Origin of the sequence: Haladaptatus sp. T7, assembly GCF_026008575.1 — an archaeon.
GTDB classification, from domain to species: domain Archaea; phylum Halobacteriota; class Halobacteria; order Halobacteriales; family Haladaptataceae; genus Haladaptatus; species Haladaptatus paucihalophilus.
The window spans coordinates 54,776-77,828 of record NZ_BROP01000008.1; the positions used below are offsets into that span (position 1 = coordinate 54,776).

At 64.6% G+C, this 23,053-nt stretch carries 19 protein-coding genes; 10 read left to right on the plus strand and 9 right to left on the minus strand.

The genetic code is table 11. From position 1 onward, the window contains the following. Positions 1–179: 179 nt before the first annotated feature. From OPC11_RS18945 to OPC11_RS18955, 3 genes are all read right to left on the minus strand, one after another. The gene (locus OPC11_RS18945) at positions 180–596 is read right to left on the minus strand and encodes a hypothetical protein (RefSeq protein ID WP_264782969.1); all 417 of its coding nucleotides are present in this window, start codon (positions 594–596) and stop codon (positions 180–182) included. After that, the gene (locus OPC11_RS18950; RefSeq protein ID WP_007978104.1) at positions 593–1,429 is read right to left on the minus strand and encodes a ParA family protein; all 837 of its coding nucleotides are present in this window, start codon (positions 1,427–1,429) and stop codon (positions 593–595) included. Before OPC11_RS18950 ends, OPC11_RS18945 begins: the two co-directional genes overlap by 4 nt. A 416-nt stretch (positions 1,430–1,845) precedes the next feature. Beyond that, positions 1,846–2,823: an ornithine cyclodeaminase family protein gene (locus OPC11_RS18955; RefSeq protein WP_264782970.1), complete on the minus strand. Its 978-nt coding sequence runs from the start codon at positions 2,821–2,823 to the stop codon at positions 1,846–1,848. Positions 2,824–2,895: 72 nt separating this feature from the next. On the opposite strand from OPC11_RS18955, the gene OPC11_RS18960 reads away from it, so the two are divergent. From OPC11_RS18960 to OPC11_RS18970, 3 genes are all read left to right on the plus strand, one after another. After that, positions 2,896–4,041 (plus strand): FAD-binding oxidoreductase, encoded by a 1,146-nt coding sequence (locus OPC11_RS18960; RefSeq protein ID WP_026177977.1) that lies wholly within the window; start codon positions 2,896–2,898, stop codon positions 4,039–4,041. Positions 4,042–4,115: 74 nt separating this feature from the next. Further along, positions 4,116–6,161: a S9 family peptidase gene (locus OPC11_RS18965; RefSeq protein ID WP_264782971.1), complete on the plus strand. Its 2,046-nt coding sequence runs from the start codon at positions 4,116–4,118 to the stop codon at positions 6,159–6,161. Positions 6,162–6,254: 93 nt separating this feature from the next. Continuing rightward, positions 6,255–6,671, plus strand: coding sequence for an SPW repeat protein (locus tag OPC11_RS18970; protein ID WP_007978097.1), 417 nt, complete (start codon positions 6,255–6,257; stop codon positions 6,669–6,671). Here OPC11_RS18970 and OPC11_RS18975 read toward each other — a convergent pair. From OPC11_RS18975 to OPC11_RS18985, 3 genes are all read right to left on the minus strand, one after another. After that, entirely contained in the window at positions 6,668–6,904 is a 237-nt protein-coding gene (locus OPC11_RS18975) for a hypothetical protein (RefSeq protein WP_232423890.1), read from the minus strand. The two genes, OPC11_RS18970 and OPC11_RS18975, sit on opposite strands and share 4 nt — an antisense overlap. Before the next feature lie 59 nt (positions 6,905–6,963). After that, positions 6,964–7,287 carry a HalOD1 output domain-containing protein gene (locus OPC11_RS18980; RefSeq protein ID WP_007978094.1) on the minus strand — a complete coding sequence of 108 codons (324 nt, stop codon included), beginning with the start codon at positions 7,285–7,287 and terminating at the stop codon, positions 6,964–6,966. 193 nt (positions 7,288–7,480) lie between these two features. Beyond that, positions 7,481–8,815: a hypothetical protein gene (locus OPC11_RS18985; RefSeq protein ID WP_264782972.1), complete on the minus strand. Its 1,335-nt coding sequence runs from the start codon at positions 8,813–8,815 to the stop codon at positions 7,481–7,483. A gap of 135 nt (positions 8,816–8,950) precedes the next feature. Between OPC11_RS18985 and OPC11_RS18990 the strand changes: the two genes are divergently transcribed. Next, positions 8,951–9,364, plus strand: coding sequence for a DMT family transporter (locus tag OPC11_RS18990; protein ID WP_264782973.1), 414 nt, complete (start codon positions 8,951–8,953; stop codon positions 9,362–9,364). Between the two features lie 123 nt (positions 9,365–9,487). On the opposite strand, the gene OPC11_RS18995 is transcribed toward OPC11_RS18990, so the two are convergent. Then, the gene (locus tag OPC11_RS18995) at positions 9,488–11,272 is read right to left on the minus strand and encodes an alkaline phosphatase PhoX (RefSeq protein ID WP_264782974.1); all 1,785 of its coding nucleotides are present in this window, start codon (positions 11,270–11,272) and stop codon (positions 9,488–9,490) included. A 320-nt stretch (positions 11,273–11,592) separates the two neighbouring features. Here OPC11_RS18995 and OPC11_RS19000 point away from each other — a divergent pair, with 320 nt between their 5' ends. From OPC11_RS19000 to gdhB, 5 genes are all read left to right on the plus strand, one after another. Next, positions 11,593–12,543: a DedA family protein gene (locus tag OPC11_RS19000; RefSeq protein ID WP_264782975.1), complete on the plus strand. Its 951-nt coding sequence runs from the start codon at positions 11,593–11,595 to the stop codon at positions 12,541–12,543. 169 nt (positions 12,544–12,712) lie between these two features. Beyond that, on the plus strand, positions 12,713–13,939 hold the full coding sequence (locus OPC11_RS19005; protein WP_264782976.1) for an FAD-dependent monooxygenase: 1,227 nt from the start codon (positions 12,713–12,715) through the stop codon (positions 13,937–13,939). Between the two features lie 115 nt (positions 13,940–14,054). Beyond that, entirely contained in the window at positions 14,055–16,928 is a 2,874-nt protein-coding gene (locus OPC11_RS19010; protein WP_264782977.1) for a bacterio-opsin activator domain-containing protein, read from the plus strand. Between the two features lie 139 nt (positions 16,929–17,067). Then, positions 17,068–17,211 (plus strand): rubrerythrin-like domain-containing protein, encoded by a 144-nt coding sequence (locus OPC11_RS19015; RefSeq protein WP_264782978.1) that lies wholly within the window; start codon positions 17,068–17,070, stop codon positions 17,209–17,211. 7 nt (positions 17,212–17,218) lie between these two features. Continuing rightward, on the plus strand, positions 17,219–18,514 hold the full coding sequence (gdhB, locus tag OPC11_RS19020) for a glutamate dehydrogenase GdhB (RefSeq protein ID WP_264782979.1): 1,296 nt from the start codon (positions 17,219–17,221) through the stop codon (positions 18,512–18,514). Between the two features lie 70 nt (positions 18,515–18,584). Here the strand turns inward: gdhB and OPC11_RS19025 are convergent, their stop codons facing one another. Beyond that, entirely contained in the window at positions 18,585–19,592 is a 1,008-nt protein-coding gene (locus OPC11_RS19025) for an LLM class flavin-dependent oxidoreductase (protein WP_264782980.1), read from the minus strand. Positions 19,593–19,708: 116 nt separating this feature from the next. On the opposite strand from OPC11_RS19025, the gene OPC11_RS19030 reads away from it, so the two are divergent. Continuing rightward, entirely contained in the window at positions 19,709–19,837 is a 129-nt protein-coding gene (locus OPC11_RS19030) for a hypothetical protein (RefSeq protein ID WP_007978074.1), read from the plus strand. A 27-nt stretch (positions 19,838–19,864) separates the two neighbouring features. On the opposite strand, the gene OPC11_RS19035 is transcribed toward OPC11_RS19030, so the two are convergent. Then, positions 19,865–22,846 (minus strand): FAD-binding and (Fe-S)-binding domain-containing protein, encoded by a 2,982-nt coding sequence (locus tag OPC11_RS19035; RefSeq protein ID WP_264782981.1) that lies wholly within the window; start codon positions 22,844–22,846, stop codon positions 19,865–19,867. Positions 22,847–23,053 lie beyond the last annotated feature (207 nt).

Here is a 23,053-nt window from a genome sequence, read left to right on the forward strand (position 1 = left end):
CAATTCAACATCTCGTCGTCGCTCGGTGCTTCGTCACACCTAATGGAGAAACTATCCCGAATTCTCGCTTGAAATTCTACCTAGAAACCTTCCCGAACAGCTCTACAGAAATCTATACAGAATTCTTCTCGTATGTCTTGGCAGATTTCTATCGAGATATCCGCAAGCAGAAAGCGCCGTTACCGCCGACCGTATCCCCACTCTTCCATCACTCGGCGCACGTCGTCCACGTTCTCCAACCCCGCGCGGATGAGGGCTTCGCGCACGTCGAGGGCCATCACTTTGTCCCCATCGAACGTTTGACTCAGGTCCCGTTCCAGTTCGTCGATCTCGGTCGCCGTTTGGTCTTGTACGTACACCGGAACAGCGTCCCGGTCGGCTTTCACGGTTCGCCGCGCGAAGATGAACGGTAACGGGTCGGAACTCGCGGCCGTCGAATCCGTGGTCGAATCGGCGCTATCCGCCTCGGAGGCGTTCGATTCTACCGTTTCGGTCTCCCCGCTCGAATCCGTTGTCGTAACGGTTTCCGTGCCGTAGCCGTCGAGGTCGTCGCTGTAATCGTCGTCCGTCGCGCCGTACCTGTCGTCCTTGGTCATGCCTCGACCTCCACCGCGTCGACCGTTCCCTGTTGGACGATTCGCGCCAACTGTTCGAAGTTCGCGAGCAGATCGCCTTCGTACTCGCGGAGGTCACGGGTTTCGTCGCTTTCCGCGAACTCGAACAGGTTCATTTGGTTCTTCCACGCTTCCTTCAGCACGTCGCGCTTTCGAACACCGAACGGCGTCACCGGTTTCCCGTCCGTTTCGAGTTCCTCGCGCGTATCGCGGTAGATGTTCGAATCCCCGACTTCGTTCGGGACGACGGCGAGGATGCCCAACTCGAAGCTGTCGTCGAACTTCTTGAACCCGCGTTCCATGCTGTCGAGGGTGTCTTCCAGTCCTTCGATGGAGATACTCCCTTTTCGGGTGAGTTCGATGGGAATGAGTACGTTTCGTGCCGCGACGAGCGCGTTGTCCACGAGGACGTTCAGCGTCGCTGGCGGGTCGATGATGAAGTAATCGTACTCCCCGGCGACGGATTTGAGGGCGGACCGCAGTTGGAACTCCCGAAGCGACGTGTTCCGCGCGGCCATCTCGCTCTCGATGTTCGCAAGCCCTTCGTGGGACGGTACGAGGTCGAAATCCTCCGTTTCGACGATGAGCGAGCGGATGTCCTTTTCGTCGTCCAGCAGGACGTGCCCGAGGTGGTCGCGGTCGCCGGTTTTCAACTCTTGGTAGCCCACGTGGTCGGTCAGACTTCCCAGTTGGGGGTCCAGGTCGATGACGAGAACCCGCTCGTCCTGTCGGCCCAGCGCGGCGGAGACGTTGGTCGCCATGGTCGTCTTGCCGACCCCGCCGGACTCGCTCCACAGTGTGATGGCCCGTTTCATACAGTCGGTCGATATACGCTTCCCCCTCATAAATTCTCGTCAGACAACTGGGCGAAACTATGCGGATAGCTATCTGGATAGCTATCTCTACGGGAATATTTCTAGATATCTCTGCAGATTTCTGGGTGGGTGTTTGGGTGGCGGCGGCGGGTTCCCTGTAAATCTCGTCCCGAATTCTCTGAAACGTGCGTTTCACACCGTCTCGGTTTGGGTTTCTATTTGGATATCTTTGCGGATGTCTCTCTAGAAAGCTATCTGGAAATCTTTCTTCGGCTAGCTCTGTGTGATTTCTCCACCTCCGCGGCGATCCATTTGGGTATCTGGATGGATATCTGGCTATCTATCTAGATGGCTCTCCAGATGGCTGTCTGGCAATATGTCCGCACAACCCCACGAAGGAGCCCGCCGGTCGGTCGTTACAGTTCGACTTCCTCGCCGGTCCCCGCCTCGCTCGCTCGTTCGAACACTAGCTCGCTCGCGGCCGCGTCGAGCACGGCCGACCCGACGCTTTCGACCACGACGATTTCCGAGTCCGAACTTCGACCGTCCGACCCCTCGAACACGTCGGAGAGCGGAACGAAATCGTCGGCGTCGAGGTCGGTCGCTCGAACGTCGCCGATTTCAGCCACCTCCTCGGGAACGTCGCCGAACGTCTCGTCGGCGCGGGCGAACGTCTCCCGGTCGAGTTCCCGCATCTCCGCGCTGTACGCGCCGACCGCGATGACTAGCGTTCCGGACTGAAGCGACTCGCCGGAGAAGACCGGGCTTGTCGCAGTCGTCGCGGTGACGACGACCGTCGCGTCCGCCACCGCTTCGTCCGCCGATTCGACGGGTGTGGTCGGTATTCCGAGTTCCGACTCCAGTTCCGCCGCGCACACCAGTTTGGAATCGCTCGGTGAGTAGACTCGAATCGACTCGACGTCGGTCGCGGCCGCGATACAGCGCGCTTGCCACCGGGCTTGCGTCCCCGCCCCGATGACGGCGAGTTGTATCGGCGTGGCGGCGGCGAGGTCGGCGGCCGCGAGTCCGCCGATGCATCCGGTCCGCGCGTTCGTGATTCGCGTCCCCGCGACGAACGCGGCGGGACGTCCCGTTTCGGCGTCAGTCAGCGCGATTTGGGCGTTGACAGTCGGCAGCCCTCGGTCGGCGTTCCCGCCGTGCACGCCGACCAGTTTCGTGGCGTAGTGGGCCGCCCCGTGGATGTACGCGGGCATGACGAGGCCGGTTCCGAGCGGCGCGTCACCCGCGAGTCCCGCGCCGACCGGGAAGTGGGGTCTGTCGGGGCGTTCGACGTCGCCGCGTCCCTGCTTGACGAACGCGTCGCGGACGACCGGCAGCAACGATTCGATTTCGAGGACCGACGCCACGTCTGCGTCGGAGAGGATTCGAACCATGGCGGATGTTCTGTGCGAACGTGCTTATTTCCCGACGATGGAACCATTATCCAGGAGGTCATTTTCCGATTCATGCGAGTCGTCGTGGTCGGTGGCGGTATCGTCGGTTGTTCGAGCGCGTACTACCTCTCGGAACGCGGGGCCGATGTGGTCCTCTGCGAGCGCTCGAACATCGGCGCCGGAAGCACCGAACGCTCAGCTGGCGGTATCCGTGCACAGTTCTCGACCCCCGTCAACGTCGCGCTCTCCCGGGCCAGCATGCGGGTCTGGGACCGGTTCGAGGAGGAGTTCGACGCCGACATCGCGCTCCGTCGTTCCGGGTACCTCTTCCTCGCCAGGGACGAGGACTCCGCGGACGAACTCGCGGAGACGGTCGCGATGCAAAACGAACAGGGCGTCCCGAGCGAACTCCTCACGCCCGAGGAAGCGCGCGAGGTCTGCCCCGGCCTCCGCACGGACCTGTTCCGCGCCGCGACGTACTCCCCGAACGACGGGTTTGCGGACCCACACTTCGCCCTGCAGGCGTTCGCCGCTCGCGCCCGAGAGGTCGGGACGGACGTCCGAACCGGGGTCGAGGTGACGGACGTGCTCGGCGACGCCGGTGGTGTCACGGGCGTCGAAACGACCGACGGAACCATCGATGCCGATTTCGTCGTCAACGCGGCCGGGCCGTGGGCGAGCAGCGTCGCCGAGATGGCGGGCCTCGACCTTCCGATTTCACCCGAGCGTCGCCAAATGGCGGTCGTGGATCCGGAGACGCCGGTCGCCGAATCGGTTCCGCTGACCATCGACCTCGATACGGGGTCGTACTTCCGCCCGGAACGGGAAGGGGCCGCGCTCGTCGGCGGGCATTTCGGGGGCGACACGACGGCCGACCCGAACGCATTCGACCAAACGACCGACCTCGACTGGACGATAGAAGCGGTGGAGAAGGCGTCGGACTGGACGACCTACTTCGGTCCTGAGTCCCGGATTCGCCGGGGATGGGCGGGTCTGTACGCCGTCACGCCCGACCACCATCCGATAATCGAGGAGACGATTCCGGGCTTCGTCAACGCGGTCGGCTTCTCGGGGCACGGGTTCCAACACGCACCGGCGACGGGGCAACTCGTCACCGAACTCGTCTTCGACGGCGAACCGTCGCTCGTCGATATCTCCGGCCTCGACGCCGACCGATTCGAGGAGGGACGGACGGTCGACGAACGGAACGTCGCGTAACTCCTCGTCGCTCCCGACCCGTCCAATTTGCTGGCGCACATACATCTATTAGCCTCCCGTGGGACGGAATATTCGTGACGAACACCGTTCAACTGGACGATTTCTACGACCTGACGTTGGTGAGCGACCTCGCGCTCTCGCCCGACGGCGACCGAATCGCCTTCGTCGCAGACGAGTTCGACGAGTCCGAAGACGACCGACGAACCTCCCTGTTCGTCGTTCCGTCGGACGGAAGCGACGACCCGTATCGACTCTCGCGGGCGTCGGACGCCGGGTCGCCGAAGTGGTCGCCCGACGGCGCGAAACTCGCGTTCCTCGCCGCCCGCGACGAGGACGTTTCCCTGTCGGTACGGGCCGACGATACTGACGAAGACGGCGATGAGGACGAGGCGGACGAGGCGAACGGCGCGGACGACGAACCCAAACCCCAAGTCTGGCTGTTCGACATGGTTCGCGGCGGCGACGCCCGGCAAATCACCGACCGCGAGGAGGGTGTCCGCGAGTTCGACTGGGGACCGGACGGCGACCGACTCGTCGTCTCGTCGCGCGACCCGACCGAGACGGAACGCGACTACCTCGCCGACCTCCGGGACGGCGGCCCGGTCGAAACCGAGCGACTGCAACACCGGTTCGACGGCGAGGGCTTTCTGGACGACGTGACGACCTACCTGTTCGTCGTCGACGTCGAAACGCGGGACAGCCGCCGCCTCGACGACGCCTACGGCGGCGGCGCGTACGAACCGATGTTCGGTCTGCAACCGGCGTGGGGGGCCGACCGAATCGCGTTCCTTTCGAACCGCACCGACCGCCCCGATGATTCCGGCGTCATGGATGTGTACACCATCGCACCCGACGGGAGCGACCTGCGGACGGTTACCGATTCGGACCTCGCCGCCGCGGGGCCGCGCTGGTCGCCCGACGGGTCCCGTCTCGCGTTCGCCGTCGACGACCCGGTGAACACGCACATCCCGACCCAGTTGTACGTCGCCGACGACGGTGACTATCGGTCGGTCACGGAATCGCTCGACCGGACGCTGGCACGCTCCCGGCGGTTCCGGTGGGTGGACGACGGGACGTTGCTCGCGGCCGTCGGCGACGAGGGGAGCACCCGCCTGGTGCGCTGTTCGGCCGACGAGGATTCGCCCGCGTTCACCTTCGACTCGCAGGGCGACTATCGAACCGTCCAGACCTTCGACTTCGCGGACGGGACGGTCGCGTTCCTCCTGACCGACCCCGGAACAGTCGGCGACCTGTACGCGATGGACGCGGACGAACTCGACGCCGGGGAACCCGCTCGCGTGACCGACTGCAACGCGGCGTTCGAGGAAAGGTACGATACGTCCGGCTGTCGGCGCGTAGTCTACTCGAACGAGGCCGACGACGAAATCGAGGGCATCGTCTACTATCCCGACGACTTCGACCCCGAGGACCCCGACCCGAGGCCGTTGATAACCGCCATCCACGGCGGCCCGGTGTCTTACGACGCGCCGGAATTCGCGTTCGAATACGCCTATTGGACCGACCGGGGATACGTCGTCCTCCGCCCCAACTATCGAGGAAGCAGTTCCTACGGCCGGGACTTCAGCGAATCGATCCGTGGTGACTGGGGTCCGCGGGAGTCCGAGGACGTACTCGCGGGCGTCGAGCACCTCGTCGAACGCGGGTGGGCCGATTCGGACCGCACCTTCGTCACCGGCTTTTCCTACGGCGGCATCACGACGGGCTATCTCGTGACGCGGACGGACCGCTTCGCCGCGGCCGCCGCCGAACACGGTATCTACGACCTCCGGTCGTCGTACGGGACCGACGACGCACACCTCTGGTGGACGAACGATTTCGGTCTCCCGTGGGAGAATCCGGAAATCTACGACGCCGCCTCCAGCATCACGGACGTCGGCAACGTCGAAACGCCCCTGTTGGTGACGGCGGGCGGCGAGGACTGGCGGTGTCCGCCCTCGCAGTCCGAACAGCTCTACGTCAGCGTGAAAAAGCAGGGCGTTCCCGCGAAACTGGTGGTCTATCCAGACGAACACCACAACATCGGCGACCCGGACAGGGCCGTTCACCGCCTCGAACAGCTCACGGAATGGTTCACAACCCACGACTCCGAATCGGCGTAATGGCACGTTAGCCGTTGAACGGTCGCCGTTTCCGGTTAAACGGTCGCTCGCTTTATTCACTCGCTCGACTTACCCTTCATCGGGGAAACACTGATGAGTGAAACAGAAGCGAGAGAGAGAACGACACGGAGCACCGACACCGACGAATCGAGCCTGAAATGGCTGAGCGGGTTCGTATCGCTCGTGGGGGCGTGGATATTCATCTCCGCGTTCGTCTACCCGTCGATGTCGATGACGAGCTACTGGAACAACCTCATCATCGGCGCGGCCATCTTCCTCGTCGCGGGGTACAACTACTACCGCATGTCGCGGGGAATGTCGGCGAGCGTGGGTAGCTCGTCGTTCGTCGCGCTGTTGGGCCTCTGGATGATACTCGTCCCGTTCATCATGACTGCCTCGACGGCGTTCTGGAGCGACGTCATCTCGGGAATCGTCGTCGCCATCGTCGCCGGGTACAACGCCTACGCGGGCCGCAGTGAGAGAGCGGGTGCGCCTGCCGGAACCGCCTAAACTCGTTCCAGTTTCTCCAACCGGAATGACGCGAGATGGTATCGGGTGACGAGTACCGCGAACCCGACCATCACGACGGCGAACAGCGCGTGGAAGGAGAGTGCGGTCTGGTGCGAATAGCCGTTCCATAACTGGGCGATACCGAGCAATACCGGTCCGAAGCTGAATAGACCGGTCTGTACTGGCAGCTCTTCGAACAGTTCACGGAACGTAACGGATACTTCGTTAGTCATCAATCGGTTCTTGACGCCATTCATGGCCGGATGGTCAATACCGTTTCGAAATCGTTCGGCTATTTCTCGTCGTCCGTGACCGGCCCGTAGATGAGTATCTCGCCGTCCGCATCGACGATTATCTCGCAACCGCGAGCGGTAAAGGTGACCTTTCCGCCGGTCCGCGTCGTTCCGTCGTGTTTCTCCTCGAATATCGCGTCCAACGCATCGGGGTCTACGCTGTCGTAGAGCCACGTCTGCTTTTCTGCGCTCCGTCCAACTATCTCTTCTACGCCTCGGATGATTCTCGTGCTAGGGTCGTCGGTCTCTCCGGCGACTCGATACGCGTTGCGTCCGTCCCGGTCGAGATCCGCCGCCCGTTCCGTGAATTGTCCTTCTGTCATAATCTACTGTTCTGTCTGGTCAGTTAGACAGTTAGACTAATCACAGCAATAAAAGAATCTCGATTGTATCTGAAACTAATATAATTATATAATATTAGAAATGTCTCTCCGAAAGTAGATGAATTACGTAGCGGTACCAGTATGCCACCGCTACGTCATGGTTCGTGGTCATTGCTTTTCAGTCCTCGGAAGTCTACGCTCGTCTGCCCCTCCACAACCCCAGAATGACGACCGCGACCACCGCTATTGGTACCGTGAACCCCGGTAAGCTCGTGTTGCTCGACGGGGAATCCGCTTCGGGGGTCGATTCCGCTCCCGTCGTGCTCGTTCCCGAGGTACTCGTCGTCTCGTCCGCGGACGTATCGTTCGTCGCGCTCGTCATCGACCCCGGTCCGAGTTCCAGCACCCAGCCGTCCTTGGCTTCGGCACCGAACCCGCCGGTCTGCCCGGCGAGCAGGAAGCCGCCATCGTGTGTTCGTATCGCCGGCCACGGTTTATCCCACGCGTCGCTTCCGTACGCTTTCTCCCACTGGAGCGTCCCGTCGGCTCCCGTCTTCACAACGTAGCCGTCCGCGCTACCGATTCCGCCGGTGAGCGTCCCGCCGGTGAACAGGTAGCCGCCGTCGTCCGTTCGCATCGCCGAATCGAGCCAATCGACTTCGCCGCCGCCGAACCGCTTTTCCCACTGTCGTTCGCCGCTCGCGTCGTATCGGAACACCCAGCCGTCGCGCGATTCGCCGCTCTCGGATTCACCGGCCACGACGATACCGCTCTCGTCGCCGGTCGCCGCCCAGACCGCTTCCCGGTCCGCGCCGCCCAGCGTTCGCTGCCACTGCCGTTCCCCGTTGTCGCCGACCCGGAGTATCCACGCGTCTTGGCTCCCGCTCTCGACTTCTCCCGCGAGGAGGTATCCGTCCGACGTGGGAACGACGGCTTTGAAGCGCCCCGTGCTCCCGTCCGGTGTCGCGTACGTCCGCTCCCACGCCTTCGCTCCCGACGTATCGTGTTTTACCAGCCATCCGCCGACGCCGCCGTCACCGCGCGTCCACCCCGCGAGGACGTACCCGTCGCCGTCCCGTTCGACCCCGTAGAACGCACCCGTTCCCGGCGTCCGTTCGCGTCGCGTCTCCCCGTCCGAATCGAGTTCCAGCACCCATCCCATCGGGGTGCCGCCGCGGTCGGTTCGCCCGGCGGCGACGATTCCATCGTCCGTCGTGACCACCGAGTACAGTCGGTCCGTCCCCGGCCCGGAGAACGTTCGTTCCCAGTCCGTATTTCCGTTGCCGTCTATCTTCATCACCCAGCCGTCGATACCAGAGCTATCGCTCTCGGTTTCGCCCGCGAGGACGTAGCCGCCGTCGTCCGTTCGCGCGATGTCCGCGAAGATGTCGTCGCCTGACCCGCCGTACGTTCGGTTCCATCGCTCGTTCGGTTTCGAATCCCCTTGCGGCTCGGCCGTCCCTATCGCCATCGCCCCGACCGCGGAGGCGACGACCAGGGTAAACACGAGAATCGTCGGGCGTCTCATATCCGGTTCGTCGGGAGTACGCCAGTTTGTTATGCTTCTCCTGCGTTCGAATCAAGGGCCGTCTGTTCGTCGGTTGTCGTCCCCTGTTCCGGCGGAATCCGAACACCTTCGTCGGTGGACCGTTTCCGGAACGCCATGGTTCGAACCGCGATATATTTCGCACTCGTCGGTATGTTCGCGTGGGGCGTCTGGGCGCTGTTTGCCGATTACGCCACCCGAACGCTCGCGCCCGAAGTGGCGATGGCCATCTCCTACACCGTCGGCGTCGGCGTCGCAATCGCGTACATCGCCACTCAAGCCGGTCCCGTGTCGTTCTCCGAGTCGGGCGTCGCCTTCGCCGTCGCTGGCGGTCTGTTCTCCGGCATCGGTTCCATCAGCTACTACGTCGCGCTGCAACGCGGCAATACTGCCGTTGCGACGACCGTGACCGCCCTCTACTTCGTCGTCGCCGCGGTTCTCGGCGCGGTGTTCCTCGGCGAATCGGTCGATGTTCGGGACGTGGCAGGTGTCGGGTTGGCCGTCGGTGCGGTCGTCCTCTTGGCGACCTGAGCGTGCTCGCGGCAGAAATATATCCCAATTCGCTATATCCATCCATCTCGTGGTTCGTCGGCCACGCTTCGGATGTTCGTCGCCGTCCCGAGAAAAAGTCGCGTTTGCGGCGGCTCGCTCGGCTCAGCAGCCGTCGTCTTTCTCGTCGTCCTCGTCGCCCCGCCTGCCGTCGTTGCCCTCGTTTTCGTCCGTGTCGTCGTTCTCGTCGTCGCGTCCGTTCCAGTCGCGCTTTCCGGGGGAGAACAGCCAGAGGACGTTGTTCTCGTGGTCGCCGTCCTCGCCGACGAGCACGCGGCCGTCTTCAAGCGTAAAGATGTTGTCGGGATTTGCGAGCGTGTTCACGAGCATACCGTTCGCGTCCGTGCCGTCCGCGCCGGGGGCGACGACGTTCGCCTCCGGACCGCCGACCAGCGACGGTTCGATGCGGCGGATGTCGTAGTTCCCGGTCAGCCGCGCGGTGTAGACGGCTCCGTACCCGTCACCTTGGAGCATCATGTCGCCGTCCACGTCGCTCATCGTGTCGCGGACGTTCGAACAGGCGATGTTGATGAAGTCGCCCGGCGTGGCGTCGCTCGGAGCGCTGACGCCTTCGAGCTTCTGCCACTCGTTCGTCGCGCCGACCGCGGCGGCGGCCTTTCGGGTTTCGAGGAACGCTACCCGGTCGTCCTCGGCATTGCCGTTCGCCCACGCTCGAACCTCGTGGTCGGTGATGTAGTTCGCCTCGTACCCGTCCGCGGCCGGGTCTTGGCCGTCGTACTCGCTTATCCACGACTCGATTTCGTCCTCCGTCGCGTGCGCCAGTTCGACCCACTCCACGTCGAACCCGGCTTCGGTCACGTCGTCCGTCGCGTCCTGCTCCAATTTCGCGGCGAAGAGCGTCCCGGCGCTCAAGTCGCCCGCCTCGTCGGCGACGAACTTGTAGAGGACGCCGCCCCCGTAGTCGTCGGTGAGGTAGACGGTTCGCTCGTCGGCCATCACTTCGCCGACCTCGTGGGACGCGCGGCCCAGCGCGAACCGTTTCGTCGGCGTCGCGTCACCGGCCGGATCCTCTACTTCCACGATGTAGCCGTAGCGGTAGGCGTTGCCGAAGTAGCCGAGGTACTCCTCGAACGTCTTCTCGGCGTTGCCGTACGTTTTCTCGTCGCTTTCGAACCACGCCTTCGCGTCCGGTTCGTACTCCTCGCTGGACAGCGGCGTGTTCCACGGGCTGAGCGACCCGTTGCAGTTGTTCCACGTTCCTTTCATCTGGCGTACGTCGAGGTTTTCGATGCTGTCCGAATCGACGCTCCACTCCGCGGCATCGTCCTCGCGGCTGATGAACAGCCGCGAAATCATGCCGGGTTGGGCTTCCCAGTTCGTGAAGAGGTAGCCCTCGTTCTCGCCAGTCGGCACGAACGCGTTCATGTCGGATTCGGCTTCGTCCGAGATAGGGTTCCCGTCGGCGTCGTTCGGCACGCCGAGCAGGTCGCCGTTTCCGAGCTTTTGTGCGCCCGTCGCCAGCACTTGGTGCTCGCCGACGGCCGTCCGAGTCGTGCGTTTTTCGGCGTCGGTCGTCGGAACCGAGAGGTTCGGGACGTCCATCGGAACTTCCGCCCCGTCGATTCCGACGACGGCACCGACGACGCTCGCGTCGTACGGTGCCGGGTTGTCTTCGTTCGGGTGCTGGACGTTCAGGAACAGCTCTCCGCCGGGTGCGACGCGGAGACCAGTGACTTCCGCTCCGAGCGGGACGGTGGCGAACCGCGTCAGGGATGGCTCGTTCGGGTTGCTATGGTCGCCATCCGTTTTCGTCTCCTCGGTGGTCTCGTTACTATCGTCGTTTTTCTCGGCGACCGCGATGCCGGTCGTCGAGAGTGCCGTCAGACCGAGGAGGCCGAGCGTTTTCCGCCGGGAGTATGTTTCTGGCATACGGTCGCTTGATTCGACAAACCGATAATCAACGTGTATATGTTGATACTAATGGGGTACATAGCGGCCGTGTACCGAATATAGAATATATTTGCTCGAAACTATCCGATAACTGTCTCACCCGACGCGTGTCCGACTGCATTCGATTTCGACGTCTATTTACGTCTTTTCCGTTCAGGTTGTTCTCCAGATAATTCGCCTTCGATGTGCGTTCTCTTCCCGTCGCTTGTCGTGAGACTGACACCGAGTTCGATGCCGGAACGCCGCCCCGACGGGGCCACCACTAAGTTGATAATCGCGCTCGTCCGATATGCGCCCGAATGTTCGACTGGGTGACGCACGCCGTCCTGTCGTTCGTCTCCGACTACGGCTATTTCGCCGTGTTCGTGTACATGGCGCTCGAAACGGCGTTCATCCTTCACTTCGCGCCCAGCGAACTCGTCGTCCCGTTCGCGGCCAGCCAACTCGTTCACGACCCGCTCTCGTTCGGCATCTTCGTCCTCGACGCGACGGTCGGTGCCACCGTCGGGAGCGTCCTCGCGTACTTCGTTCTCGGAAAGAACAGCGAATACGTTCTGGGTCGGTACGGACACCTCGTTCACGTCACCGAGGACGACATCCATCGGGGCCGCCGGTGGTTCCAGCGCTGGGGCGAGAGTTCGGTTCTCTGGGGGCGGATGGTGCCGCTGATGCGCGCCGTCATCTCGATTCCCGCCGGAATCGCGGAGATGGACCTCCGGAAGTTCGTCACGTATTCCGCGAGCGGCGCGTTCGTCTTCAACCTCCTGCTCACGTTTCTGGTCTACAGCGGCGCGGGCGAAACGTCGCCGCTCGGCATATTGCTCGGCGCGCTGTCTGCCGAGGTCGCGGAGACGCTCACCTACGCACAGCTACATCCGCGGGTCGTCGTCGTTCTCGGCGGTCTCGCCGCCGTCGCGCTCGGTTCGCTCTGGCTTTCCCGGAATTACATCCGTCAGAACCCGGCCGTCTCCCAGCGCATCATCCTCCGCGTCCTGTGGGCCGGTGGCACCCTCGTCGGGTCGCTGTTCCTGCTCGGCGCGGTGGTGACGCCGCTCCAGTCGTTCCGCACCGCCACGAACATCTGGGACGACCCGCTCTTTTTCACTCGGTTCGGGTTGTCGCCGCAGCTCGCACTCCTGCTGACCGGCGTGGCGTTCTGCGCCGGCGCACTCGCCGTGTTCGAACTCGGAAAACGAGTTCCCGTCGCCGAACTCGCCCGACGTTTTAGGGCCGAGCGGCTCTCGTGGTGACGACTCACCGCACGGCGTCGCCGACGATATAATCGAATTCGGATTATACCGTCTCGAAAACTTTTCGACCTCTTGGCCGCAACCGTCGTTCATTGACACGAAATCGTAGCCACCCGCCGCCTCGTCCGGCCCGTGCTTTCGCCCATCTGCCCGCGGAGGAATCCCACCGATGACCGCACGGTCGGCCGACGTAATCGTCGTCGGTGCCGGACCCGCGGGGTGCGTCGTCAGCTACCTGCTCGCCAGAAGCGGTGTAGAGACGGTTCTCATCGAACGCCAGCGTACGCTGGACCGCGAGTTCCGCGGCTACGGTTTTCGCCCGCCGATTCCGCGACTCTTCGACGAGATGGACCTCCTCGCGGACGTCGAAGACCTCCCCCACGAAACCATCTCCCGCGGGACGGTCGTCGCCTACGGCAAGTCGTATCCGGTGTTCGATTTCGACGACCGGCGCGTCCTCCTGCTCAAGCAACCGCCGTTGCTCCGACTCCTCATCGAACGCGCTCGCGAGTTCGAGACGTTCACGTTCCACGCCGGGACCTCGTTCGACGGATTCCGCCGCGAGGACGGCGCTGTCGCGGGCATCACGGCCACGTCCCGCCCGGACGGCGAGACGCACGACTTCCGTAGCCGACTCGTCATCGGGGCCGACGGTCGGTTTTCGACGACTCGACGGGCCGCCGGAATCGACGCGGGGATGGACGAGTCCGGGACGGAAGTCGTCTGGTTCAGGCTCCCACGCGCGGCGGCGGATTTCACGACGCACATTCGCATCGAGGACGACGGGGTGTTGGTGTACTCCCCGCTCTCCGAACGCGAATCCCAGTACGGACTGCTCGTGCCCGAGGGTCGCTATCCCGCGATACGCGACCGCGGCATCGCCCGCTTTCGGGAGACCGTCGCGGGAATCGAACCCGCCATCGCGGACAGCGTGGAATCGCACCTGACGTCCTTCGACCAGTGTTCGCTGTTGTCGGTCCGCTCCGGACTCGCGGAGCGGTGGACCGACGACGGTCTGCTCCTCATCGGCGACGCCGCGCACGTCGCATCGCCCATCGGTGCCGAGGGGAACAACCTCGCCATTCAGGACGCCGTGGAGACACATCGCCTGCTGACCCCCGTGTTGGCTCGCGGCGACGGTCCGATTTCGAACGCCACCCTCCGGCGGGTCGAGGGGAACCGCCGCCCCGCCGTCGAGCGGACGATACGAGGACAGCGGTCGCGCGGACGCGGCCTGTTCTCGCTCCTCTCGTCGCGCGACCGTCTCCCGGACCCGCTCGAACCGCACCTGTTGCGGGGCGGTGCGGCCCTGATGAGCCTGTTGGCGCGGCTTCCGAACCGCTCGGGGACGGACGACCCGGAACCGTCGGTTGACCGGTCGCTGTTCGCGGACTGATCAGGTACCGGCGTGACACCTCGACCTCTCCCGCGCCGGTTCGTGCGCCGACCTCTGTCGTCCCCCGATTCGGAGACCGACGCGATTTAACCGCTGCTCGCCTCACCTCCCGACGATGGAACCGACACCACGTTCCGCCGACCCCCCCGCGGGACCGATTTCGGTGCTCGTGGTCGGCGACCCGAACTGGCGAACGCCGCTCGTCGCCGACCTCTCCGCGGCCGACGAAACCCTCGTCACGACCGCCGCTCGCGGTCACGACGGATACGAGTGGCTGACGGCACAGCCCGGCGAAGTCGATTGTATCGTCTGTTCGCTCGACTTGGTGGACATGTCCGGCGTTCGTTTTCTGGAGGTCGTTCGCGCCGCCTATCCCGACCTTCCGGTGGTCCTCCTCGCCTCCGACGGCGACGAGGCGACGGCCAGCAGGGCCGTCGCCGCCGACGTCACGGAGTACGTCCCCGTAGACGACCGGCCGTCGCTCACCGACGACCTCCTCCGGCGCGTTCGGCGGGCGGCCGTCCGGTATCGGACGGCCCGCGCTCGCCGCCGCCGGGCGCGGCAGTTCGACGCGCTGTTCGACGACCCGCGGACGTTCATGTGGGTCCTCGACCCGAGCGGGGCGATTCGACGGACGAACCGCACCGCCCTCGACTTCCTCGACGCTCCGGCGACGTCGGTCGTCGATGCGTCGTTCGCCGACTCGCCGTGGTGGGAGCGGTCGGAGACGACGCCGGACGAGATACGGGACGCCCTCCGAACCGCGAGGAACGGCTCCGTGACGCGGTTCGAGACGGCGTTCGGTGCCCCCGACGGCCGCGTCGAACTCGACGTTTCGTTCCGCCCGGTAACCGACCGGGACGGAGCCATCGTCAGCGTCGTCGTCGAGGCGCTCGACGTGAGCGAACGCGCCAACCTCGAACGGGAACTCCGCGAGTCGGAGGAACTTCACCGCGTCACCCTCAACAACATGACCGATACCGTCCTCGTCACGGACGATTCGGGCGAGTTCACCTACATCTGCCCGAACGTCCACTACATCTTCGGCTACTCGGTCGAGGAGATTCGGGACCTCGGACGCATCGACGCGCTCCTCGGCGACGACCTGTTCGACCGGGAAACGCTCGATTCCCAGGGGCTCCTCACGAACATCGAGTGCACCGCGACCGACAGGGCGGGGCGGGAACACACGCTCCTCGTCAACGTGAAGCGAGTCTCGATTCAAGGCGGAACGACGCTCTACAGTTGCCGCGACATCACCAAACGGAAGGACCGCGAGCGGGCGCTGACCGCGCTACACCGCACGAGCCGCGACCTCCTCTACGCGGAGACGACGCCGGAGATCGCTTCGCTCGTCATCGACGACGTGACCGACATCTTCGACGTGGACGAGTGTGCCGTGTACCTCTTCGACACCGACGCGAACGAACTGTGGCCCGCCGCGGCCACGGACGCCATCGAGTCGCTCTCGGGGCCGCTCCCGACGGTTCGGCTCGACGAGTCGAGCGCGCTCGGTCGGGCGTTCGTGGACCGGACGACGCTCACGTTCGACGACGTGACCGAATCCGACGCGTTCCCCGTGACGGCCGTCGAACGGCGGAGCGGGCTGTTCATCCCGCTCTCGGACCACGGCGTCTTCGTCGCGGCCGACGAACGCGGCACGCTGGACGAGGTAACGAGGGAGATAATCGACCTCCTCGCGGCGACCGTCGAGGCGGCGCTCGACCGCATCGAGCGCGAGGACGAACTCCGCGAACGCGACCGCGAACTCCACCGGCGCAATCGCCAACTCTCCCGGTTGAACCGGACGAACGAGATAATCCGCGAAATCGACCGCGCCCTCGTTCGGGCCGATTCGCGCGAGGAAATCGAAGCCGAGGTCTGTGAACTGCTGACCGCGAGCGACCGGTTCGAGTTCGCGTGGGTCGGCGATACCGACCCCGGGTCGGGTGACCTCGAACCCCGGTCGTGGGCGGGCGACGACCGAGGCTATCTCGACGCCGCCGATTTCACCGCCCGGGGCGACCCCGCGGGGCGAACGGCGGCCGCCGATTCCGTCACCGTCGTCCCGAACGTGGCGGACGATTTGCAGGACACGTCGTGGCGTCGAGAGGCCATCTCCCGCGGGTTCCAGTCGATACTTTCCGTTCCGCTGACCCACGGCGACGTCGCCTACGGGACGCTCTCCGTGTACGCCGGTCGTCCGAACGCGTTCGACGACCGGGCGCGGACGGTGCTGTCCGAACTCGGCGAGACCATCGCCTCGGCCATCCAATCCGTCGAGCGAAAACGCGCGCTCGTGAGCGATACCGTCGTCGAACTCGACTACCGTATCACAGACGAAAACTGCGTCCTTCACGCGCTCTCGCGGCGCGCGGAGTGTGCCCTCGAACTGCAGGGCGGCGTCCGCGAACTCGATTCCGGTGCCCGAATTCTCGTCGCCGTGTCGGGCGGGTCGCCGAGCGAGGTCGCCGCCGCCGCAAACGCCATCGTGGCGGTCGAGTCCGTTCGCGTCGTTTCGAGCGACGACGAGGGCGGATTGGTCCAGTTGACGCTCACCGCGCCGTTCATCGCCACCAGATTGGCCGAGTCCGGGGCGACGCTCGAACGCCTCCGCTCCGACGGCGGCGACACGACGGCGACGGTTTTCGTCCCCTCCCCGGTCGCGGTTCGTACCATCGACGACGTGCTCTCGAACGCGTACCCCTCGTCCGAACTCGTCGCACGGCGGGAGCGAGAGCGGCCGACGGACACCGGGAGCCGGTTCCGCGACGGGTTCCTGTCCGACATCACCCATCGACAACTCGAAGTCGTCCAGACGGCCTACTACAGCGGCTACTTCGAATCCCCCCGTGCGAACGACGGCGCGGCCGTCGCCGCCATGCTGGACATCTCCTCCGCCGCGTTCTATGAACACATGCGGAAAGTACAGCGGAAACTCCTCGCCGCGGTCTTCGACCGAATTCCGTCCGTCCCGAATGGGGGTTGACTATCTAGGCACCCTCTTCCCCAATTGCTTCTTTATCCAACATCCAATTACTTGCACGCGTCGCAAAAATTGCGGTACGTGGCGGCGACCTGTCGGTGCCAACCGAGCAGCGCGTCGTCGCCGATTGGAGGAATTTCCGATGCGAGATATAACCCCCGACCCGACGACGGAATCGCAGTACGAGTGTCCGCGGTGTGGTACCATCGTGACCGCGACCCACCACCCCGGAGCGTGTGACGAGTGCGACGTTCACCTCCGCAATCGAGGGACGCCCCTCGAATAACCCATCGATGGCATCCAACGTAAATTCGCGCCCGGAACCGGCGGAGGAACCGGGCGACGGACCCGTGGAATCGGCGCTCGACACCGCACGGCGACAGTTGACTCGAGCGGCGGCCGGGACCGACATCGACCCGAACATCGTCGAGCGCTTGCGCCATCCGACCCACGTCCACCGCGTCACCGTCCCGTTGAAGCGCGACGACGGGTCGGTCGAGGTGTTCACCGGTTACCGCGCGCAACACGACAGCGTTCGGGGGCCGTACAAGGGTGGCCTCCGGTATCACCCCGGCGTGACCGAGGAGGAGTGTATCGGCCTCTCGATGTGGATGACGTGGAAGTGCGCCGTCATGGACATCCCGTTCGGCGGCGCGAAGGGCGGCCTCGTCGTCAATCCGAAACGACTCTCGGACTCCGAGCGCGAACGCCTGACGCGGCGGTTCGCACAGGAACTGCGCGATACGGTCGGGCCGAACAGCGACATTCCGGCCCCCGATATGGGAACCGACTCCCAGACGATGGCGTGGTTCATGGACGCCTACTCGATGCAGGAGGGCGAGACTCAACCCGGCGTCGTCACGGGGAAACCGCCGGTCGTCGGCGGTTCGTTCGGCCGCGAGGAAGCGCCGGGTCGTTCGGTCGCGCTCGTCACCCGCGAGGCGTGTGACTACTACGACTTCGGACTCGACGGAACGACCGTCGCGGTACAGGGGTTCGGGAGCGTCGGCGCGAACGCCGCCCGCCTCCTCGACGAATGGGGGGCGACCGTCGTCGCCGTCTCCGACGTGAACGGCGCGGCGTACGACCCCGACGGCATCGAGACGGCGGCGGTTCCGTCCCACGAGGAGGAACCCGAGGCCGTCACCCGGTACGCCGACGACTGCATCAGCAACGAGGACCTGCTCACGCTCGACGTGGACGTGCTCGTTCCCGCCGCCGTCGGCAACGCCCTCACCGGTGCGAACGCGGACGACGTACGGGCCTCGCTCGTGGTCGAGGGTGCGAACGGTCCCACGACCGCCTCCGCTGACGCCATCCTCGCGGAGCGGGACGTCCCGGTAATCCCGGACATCCTCGCCAACGCGGGCGGCGTGACCGTCTCGTACTTCGAGTGGCTACAGGACATCAACCGTCGGCAGTGGTCGCTGGAGCGCGTGAACGACGAACTCGAAGCCGGGATGCTCGACGCGTGGAACGACGTGCGCGAGGAAGTCGAAGACCGCGACGTGACGTGGCGCGACGCCGCGTACGTCGTCGCCCTTTCGCGTATCGGCGAAGCCCATCGGGTTCGGGGTCTCTGGCCCTGACGGCCGACTCCTCCCGACCGAACGGAGAACAACGGAAACGACGGGGGTAGGCGGCCGGTTTTTCCCTCTCTTATTCTCGGACCAGCGGTGCAACCTCGTCCCCGAGTCGTTTCACGCACTCGACCATCGCGTCGGTGCCGATGCCGGGGTGGTAGGTGCGGAAGACGAAGTGAACGTCGTCGCCCAGCGCGTCGCGGTACTCGTTCAACTCCTCGGCCACCTGTTCGGGCGTGCCGAAGATGGCCTGTTCTTTCAGCTCCGATTTCCGCTCCGCGTCCAGTTCGTCCACCGATTCGCCGGAGAAGATTTCGGCGTAACGGCGCTGGATGTAGAAGTACCCGGGTTTCATCGCTTCCCACGCCTCTTCCTTGGAATCGGCGACGAAGCCGTGCTGGAGGACGTACACTTCGAAGTCGCCCTCGATTCCTTCCTTCTCCCGAACGCGCTCGATGTCCTCCTTGCGCTTTCTGACGCCCTCGACGGAGAGGGCGGAGGGCGCACACCACGCGTCGGCGACGCGGGCCGCGCGTCGCACGGCGGGTTTGACCGACCCGCCGAACATGATCGGAATCTCCGATTCGGGTTTCGGCGTCACGCTCACGTCGGGGGACACGTCGTGGAACTCGGCGTCGTAGTCGAGCGGACCGTCGGACCACGAGGCGCGGAGGAGGTCGGTCAGGTCGGTCATGCGCTCCACGCGCTCCTCGCGGGGGACGCCGAACGATTCGAACTCGCGCGGGTTCGACCCGATGGCGAGTCCCATCGTCAGTCGGCCGTCGGCGAGCAGGTCCACCGTCGCGGCGTCCTCGGCGAGCCGAACCCCGTCGTAGAGCGGGGCGAGCGCGATACAGGTACCGAGTTCGACGGTTTCGGTGCGGGCGGCCAGCGCCGCGAGCGAGGGCATGGTGGCCGAGAGGTAGCCGTCCTCGGCGAAGTGGTGTTCCGACACCCACATGCTGTCGAGGCCGGAGTCGTCGATAACCTCCCCGAGTTCGAGCATTTCGTCGTAAATCTCGGTCATCGAACGGTCGTCGTCCGGTCGTCGCTGGCAGGTGAACAGCCCCGTCCCGAGTTTCATGCCCGGGAAATCGAACGGCGACACCTTAACGGTTTATAAGCACGGATTCGAACATTTCCGAATGCTCGACGTTCCTCACCACAAAACTTTTTCCCACTAGTTTGAATGTCGTAACTATGGATGGTCCACTCACCAGTTCCGGCCCGAAGAAGCCGGATCGCTCGATACTGAACGCGTTCAAGCCGGTGATGGTGTTGCTCGCGTTGCTCGTCCTGTTCTTCGCCGCGATGTACTTCCTCGGCTGAAACCGATAGTGGAGGCGGAGAACCGCGTCAGCGCGTCGCGCTCCCCGGAGGGAGCGCCTCCGCGACCTTCTCGATGGGGTGCGGTGGGCGCGCCTCGTGGCCTTCGAGTTGCGTGCGACAGGACGCGCCGGGCGCGACGACGGTTTCCGCGTCGCTCTCTTCCACCTGCTCGAACAGGATTCGACCGATGGCTTGCGAGAGGTCGTACTGTTCTTCTCGATAGCCGAAACTCCCCGCCATGCCACAGCACCCGCTCTCCAGCGGGTCCACCGCGTACCCCGCCCGGCGGAGCACGCCCACCGCGTGGTGGTCGCGCCCGAGCGCCTTCTGGTTGCAGTGGCCGTGGTAGGCGAGCGATTCCGTCACTTCGCGGAACTCGATGTCGTCGTCCAACCGCTCGCGGTCGATGAACTCGCAGACGCCGAAGGTGTTCGCGGCGACTTTCTCGACGGCGGAATCCGATACGAGGTCCCGGTATTCGTCCTGCACCATCACCGCGTCCGAGGGTTCCACGAAGACGACTGACCACCCCTCAGAAACGGCCGGTTCGAGCGCCGAGACGTTTTTCTCCGCGTTCTCTTTCGCCGTATCGAGGAAGCCCTCGGAGTAGGCCGCCCGCCCGCTCGGCGCGAGGTTCGAGGGGACTTGCACGTGGACGCCCGCCGCTTCGAGGACGCGAACCGCGGCCTTGCCGGGTGCCGGATAGCTGTAATTCGTGAATGTGTCGGGAACGAGGACGACGTGCTCCGTGGCGATGTCCTTCGGAACGCGAGGGCCGCGCGCCTCGAACCACTCTTCCAACGACTCCCTGCTGAAGGTCGGGAGGTCTCGTTCGGGCGCGATGCCGAGGAGTTTCTCGGCGATGACGTCCGACCCCGGCAACCGCGTCGCCCAGTTCGACACCGGGGCGAGCGCGCTTCCGAGCGCCGAGATTCTGTCCACGTTGGCGAAAAATCGGTCCCGACGGCTCGGCCCGCACTCCTCGTGGTGGGCGTGTTTCACCTCCGCTTTCAGCTTCGCCAAATCGACGCCCGTCGGACAGTCGCGGGCACAGCCCTTACAGCCCAGACAGAGGTCGAGCACCTCCTCCTGAAACCGGTCGGTGTACAGTTCTTCGGTCGGAATCTCGCCGCTGATGGCGGCGCGGAGCATGTTCGCTCGCCCCCGCGTGGTCGCCATCTCGTCCTTCATGCCGCGGTACGACGGACACATGGTTTCGCTCCCGGTCTGGCGGCAGGTGCCACAGCCGTTACACAGTTCCACGAGGTGCGAGAAGCCGCCCTCGTCGGAGAAGTCCTGCACCGTCGTCGGTTCGAGCGAGGAGTACTCGGGACCGTATCGGAGGTGCTCGCGCATGTCCGCGCCGTCCTCGTCGCGGAACACGACGGTTCCGGGGTTCAATCGCCAGTCCGGGTCGAACGCCGTCTTCAGCTCCTGAAACGCCGACCACAGTTGCGGGCCGTACATCTTCGGGTTGAACTCGGTTCGAGCTAATCCGTCCCCGTGTTCGCCCGAGAAGGACCCGTGGTGGTCGAGGACGAGCGACGTCACATCGTCGGCGATGGAGTGCATCGTCTCGATGCCCTCGGCGTCCTTCAGGTTCAGAATCGGGCGGATGTGCAGCGTCCCGCTTCCGGCGTGGGCGAAGTAGGCCGCCGAGGTGTCGTGATTTTCGAGCACGTCCATGAACTCGCGCACGTACTCGGCGAGTTCCTCCGGCGGCACGGAGGCGTCCTCGATGAAGGGGTAGGGCTTCGGGTCGCCTTCCATGCTCATCAACAGCGGAATCGCCGCCTTCCGGAGCTTCCAGAGGTCGGCTTGCTCGTCTTCGGTGTAGGCTTCGAGGACGTCGAACGCCTCGCCCGCGTGGACGAAGTGGGCGTTCGTCTCCGCGATGGCGTCCTCGAAGTCGTCGCAAATCTCGCCGTCGAACTCCAACATGAGGGCCGCGGCGGCCTGCTCGGGAATCGGTTCCGCGTATGCGGCGAACTCCGACGAGTTGCGCGCCAGACGGAACACCTCGTCGTCCATCAACTCGACCGCGCTCACGTCGAACTCCAACGCCTCCGGAACCGCTTCCATCGCCGACACGAGGTCGTCGAAGCAGTAGAGCGCGAGCGCGGTTTCGCCGGGACGCGACACCAAATCCAACGTCGCGCGGACGACGACGCCTAAGGTCCCCTCCGCGCCGACGAACAGTTTCGAGAGGTTGATGTAGCGCGTCCCGTCCCGCTCGAAGACGACTTTGTGGAGGTTGTAGCCGCTGACGGAGCGCTTGAGCGTCGGATAGCGCGCTTCGATTTCGTCCTCGTTTTCCTCCACGAGTTCCCGGACGGTGCGGTACAGTTCGGCTTCGCGGTCGTCCTTCCCGACGATTTCGTCCCACTCCTCGCCGTCGAGTTCGACGTCGCGGGTGTGAATCAGCGACCCGTCCGCGAGCACGACGTCGAGCTCGGCGGTGTAGGCGTCCGTGATGCCGTAGCGGACCGAGTGCGCGCCGGTGGAGTTGTTGCCGATGCCGCCGCCGACGGTCGCTCGGTTGGAGGAGGCCGGGTCGGGGGCGAACTTCAGGTCCCACTGCGCGAGGTGGTCGTCCAAATCGTCCTGTACGACGCCGGGTTCGACGACCGCCCGTCGGCCGTCGGGGTCCACGTCGAGTATCGAATCCATGTGCCGTGAGAAGTCGAGCACGACACAGCCGGGACCGACGGTTTGCCCGGCGAGCGAGGAACCGGCACCGCGCGGGAGAACGGGCATGTCGTGGTCGGCGGCGACCCGGACCGCGGCCCGGACGTCCTCGACGTCGGTCGGAAAGACGACGCCCGCCGGTTGCGCTTGATAGATGCTGCCGTCGGTCGCGTACAGCACGCGCGTGTATCGGTCGAACCTGACTTCTCCGTTGACCGCGGCGCGCAACTCGTCCGCGAGGGAGGGGTGGGCGTCCGGCGGTTCGTGTCCGAGAGCGGCACGGTACGTCTCGAAGTCGGGATGATCGTCCCGTATTGCCATGCGTGAGACAACCAGACACGTGGGCATAAATCCGGGGTTGAATCCATCGCATCGCCGCGTGTCTAAAACCGAAACCGCCGGGACGGACGTGTCGAGAAAACTGGACGGCGCGTCCCGTAACGTCCGATTTCGACCGACCGATCGCTTCGAGCGGTCCTTTTTTCGACGTGTCGCTTCTCGGGACGTGACGACCGGAGGAGTATCTAT

What these genes read in the sequence shown, in the direction of transcription:
- OPC11_RS18950 (WP_007978104.1), bottom strand. Translation starts at nt 1,429, where the DNA reads ATGAAACGGGCCATCACACTGTGGAGCGAGTCCGGCGGGGTCGGCAAG.
- OPC11_RS18985 (WP_264782972.1), bottom strand. Translation starts at nt 8,815, where the DNA reads ATGAGACGCCCGACGATTCTCGTGTTTACCCTGGTCGTCGCCTCCGCG.
- OPC11_RS18960 (WP_026177977.1), top strand. Translation starts at nt 2,896, where the DNA reads ATGCGAGTCGTCGTGGTCGGTGGCGGTATCGTCGGTTGTTCGAGCGCG.
- OPC11_RS18995 (WP_264782974.1), bottom strand. Translation starts at nt 11,272, where the DNA reads ATGCCAGAAACATACTCCCGGCGGAAAACGCTCGGCCTCCTCGGTCTG.
- OPC11_RS18955 (WP_264782970.1), bottom strand. Translation starts at nt 2,823, where the DNA reads ATGGTTCGAATCCTCTCCGACGCAGACGTGGCGTCGGTCCTCGAAATC.
- OPC11_RS18990 (WP_264782973.1), top strand. Translation starts at nt 8,951, where the DNA reads ATGGTTCGAACCGCGATATATTTCGCACTCGTCGGTATGTTCGCGTGG.
- OPC11_RS18980 (WP_007978094.1), bottom strand. Translation starts at nt 7,287, where the DNA reads ATGACAGAAGGACAATTCACGGAACGGGCGGCGGATCTCGACCGGGAC.
- OPC11_RS19015 (WP_264782978.1), top strand. Translation starts at nt 17,068, where the DNA reads ATGCGAGATATAACCCCCGACCCGACGACGGAATCGCAGTACGAGTGT.
- OPC11_RS19010 (WP_264782977.1), top strand. Translation starts at nt 14,055, where the DNA reads ATGGAACCGACACCACGTTCCGCCGACCCCCCCGCGGGACCGATTTCG.
- OPC11_RS19000 (WP_264782975.1), top strand. Translation starts at nt 11,593, where the DNA reads ATGTTCGACTGGGTGACGCACGCCGTCCTGTCGTTCGTCTCCGACTAC.
- OPC11_RS19025 (WP_264782980.1), bottom strand. Translation starts at nt 19,592, where the DNA reads ATGAAACTCGGGACGGGGCTGTTCACCTGCCAGCGACGACCGGACGAC.
- OPC11_RS19030 (WP_007978074.1), top strand. Translation starts at nt 19,709, where the DNA reads ATGGATGGTCCACTCACCAGTTCCGGCCCGAAGAAGCCGGATCGCTCG.
- OPC11_RS18975 (WP_232423890.1), bottom strand. Translation starts at nt 6,904, where the DNA reads ATGACTAACGAAGTATCCGTTACGTTCCGTGAACTGTTCGAAGAGCTG.
- OPC11_RS19035 (WP_264782981.1), bottom strand. Translation starts at nt 22,846, where the DNA reads ATGGCAATACGGGACGATCATCCCGACTTCGAGACGTACCGTGCCGCT.
- gdhB (WP_264782979.1), top strand. Translation starts at nt 17,219, where the DNA reads ATGGCATCCAACGTAAATTCGCGCCCGGAACCGGCGGAGGAACCGGGC.
- OPC11_RS18945 (WP_264782969.1), bottom strand. Translation starts at nt 596, where the DNA reads ATGACCAAGGACGACAGGTACGGCGCGACGGACGACGATTACAGCGAC.
- OPC11_RS19005 (WP_264782976.1), top strand. Translation starts at nt 12,713, where the DNA reads ATGACCGCACGGTCGGCCGACGTAATCGTCGTCGGTGCCGGACCCGCG.
- OPC11_RS18970 (WP_007978097.1), top strand. Translation starts at nt 6,255, where the DNA reads ATGAGTGAAACAGAAGCGAGAGAGAGAACGACACGGAGCACCGACACC.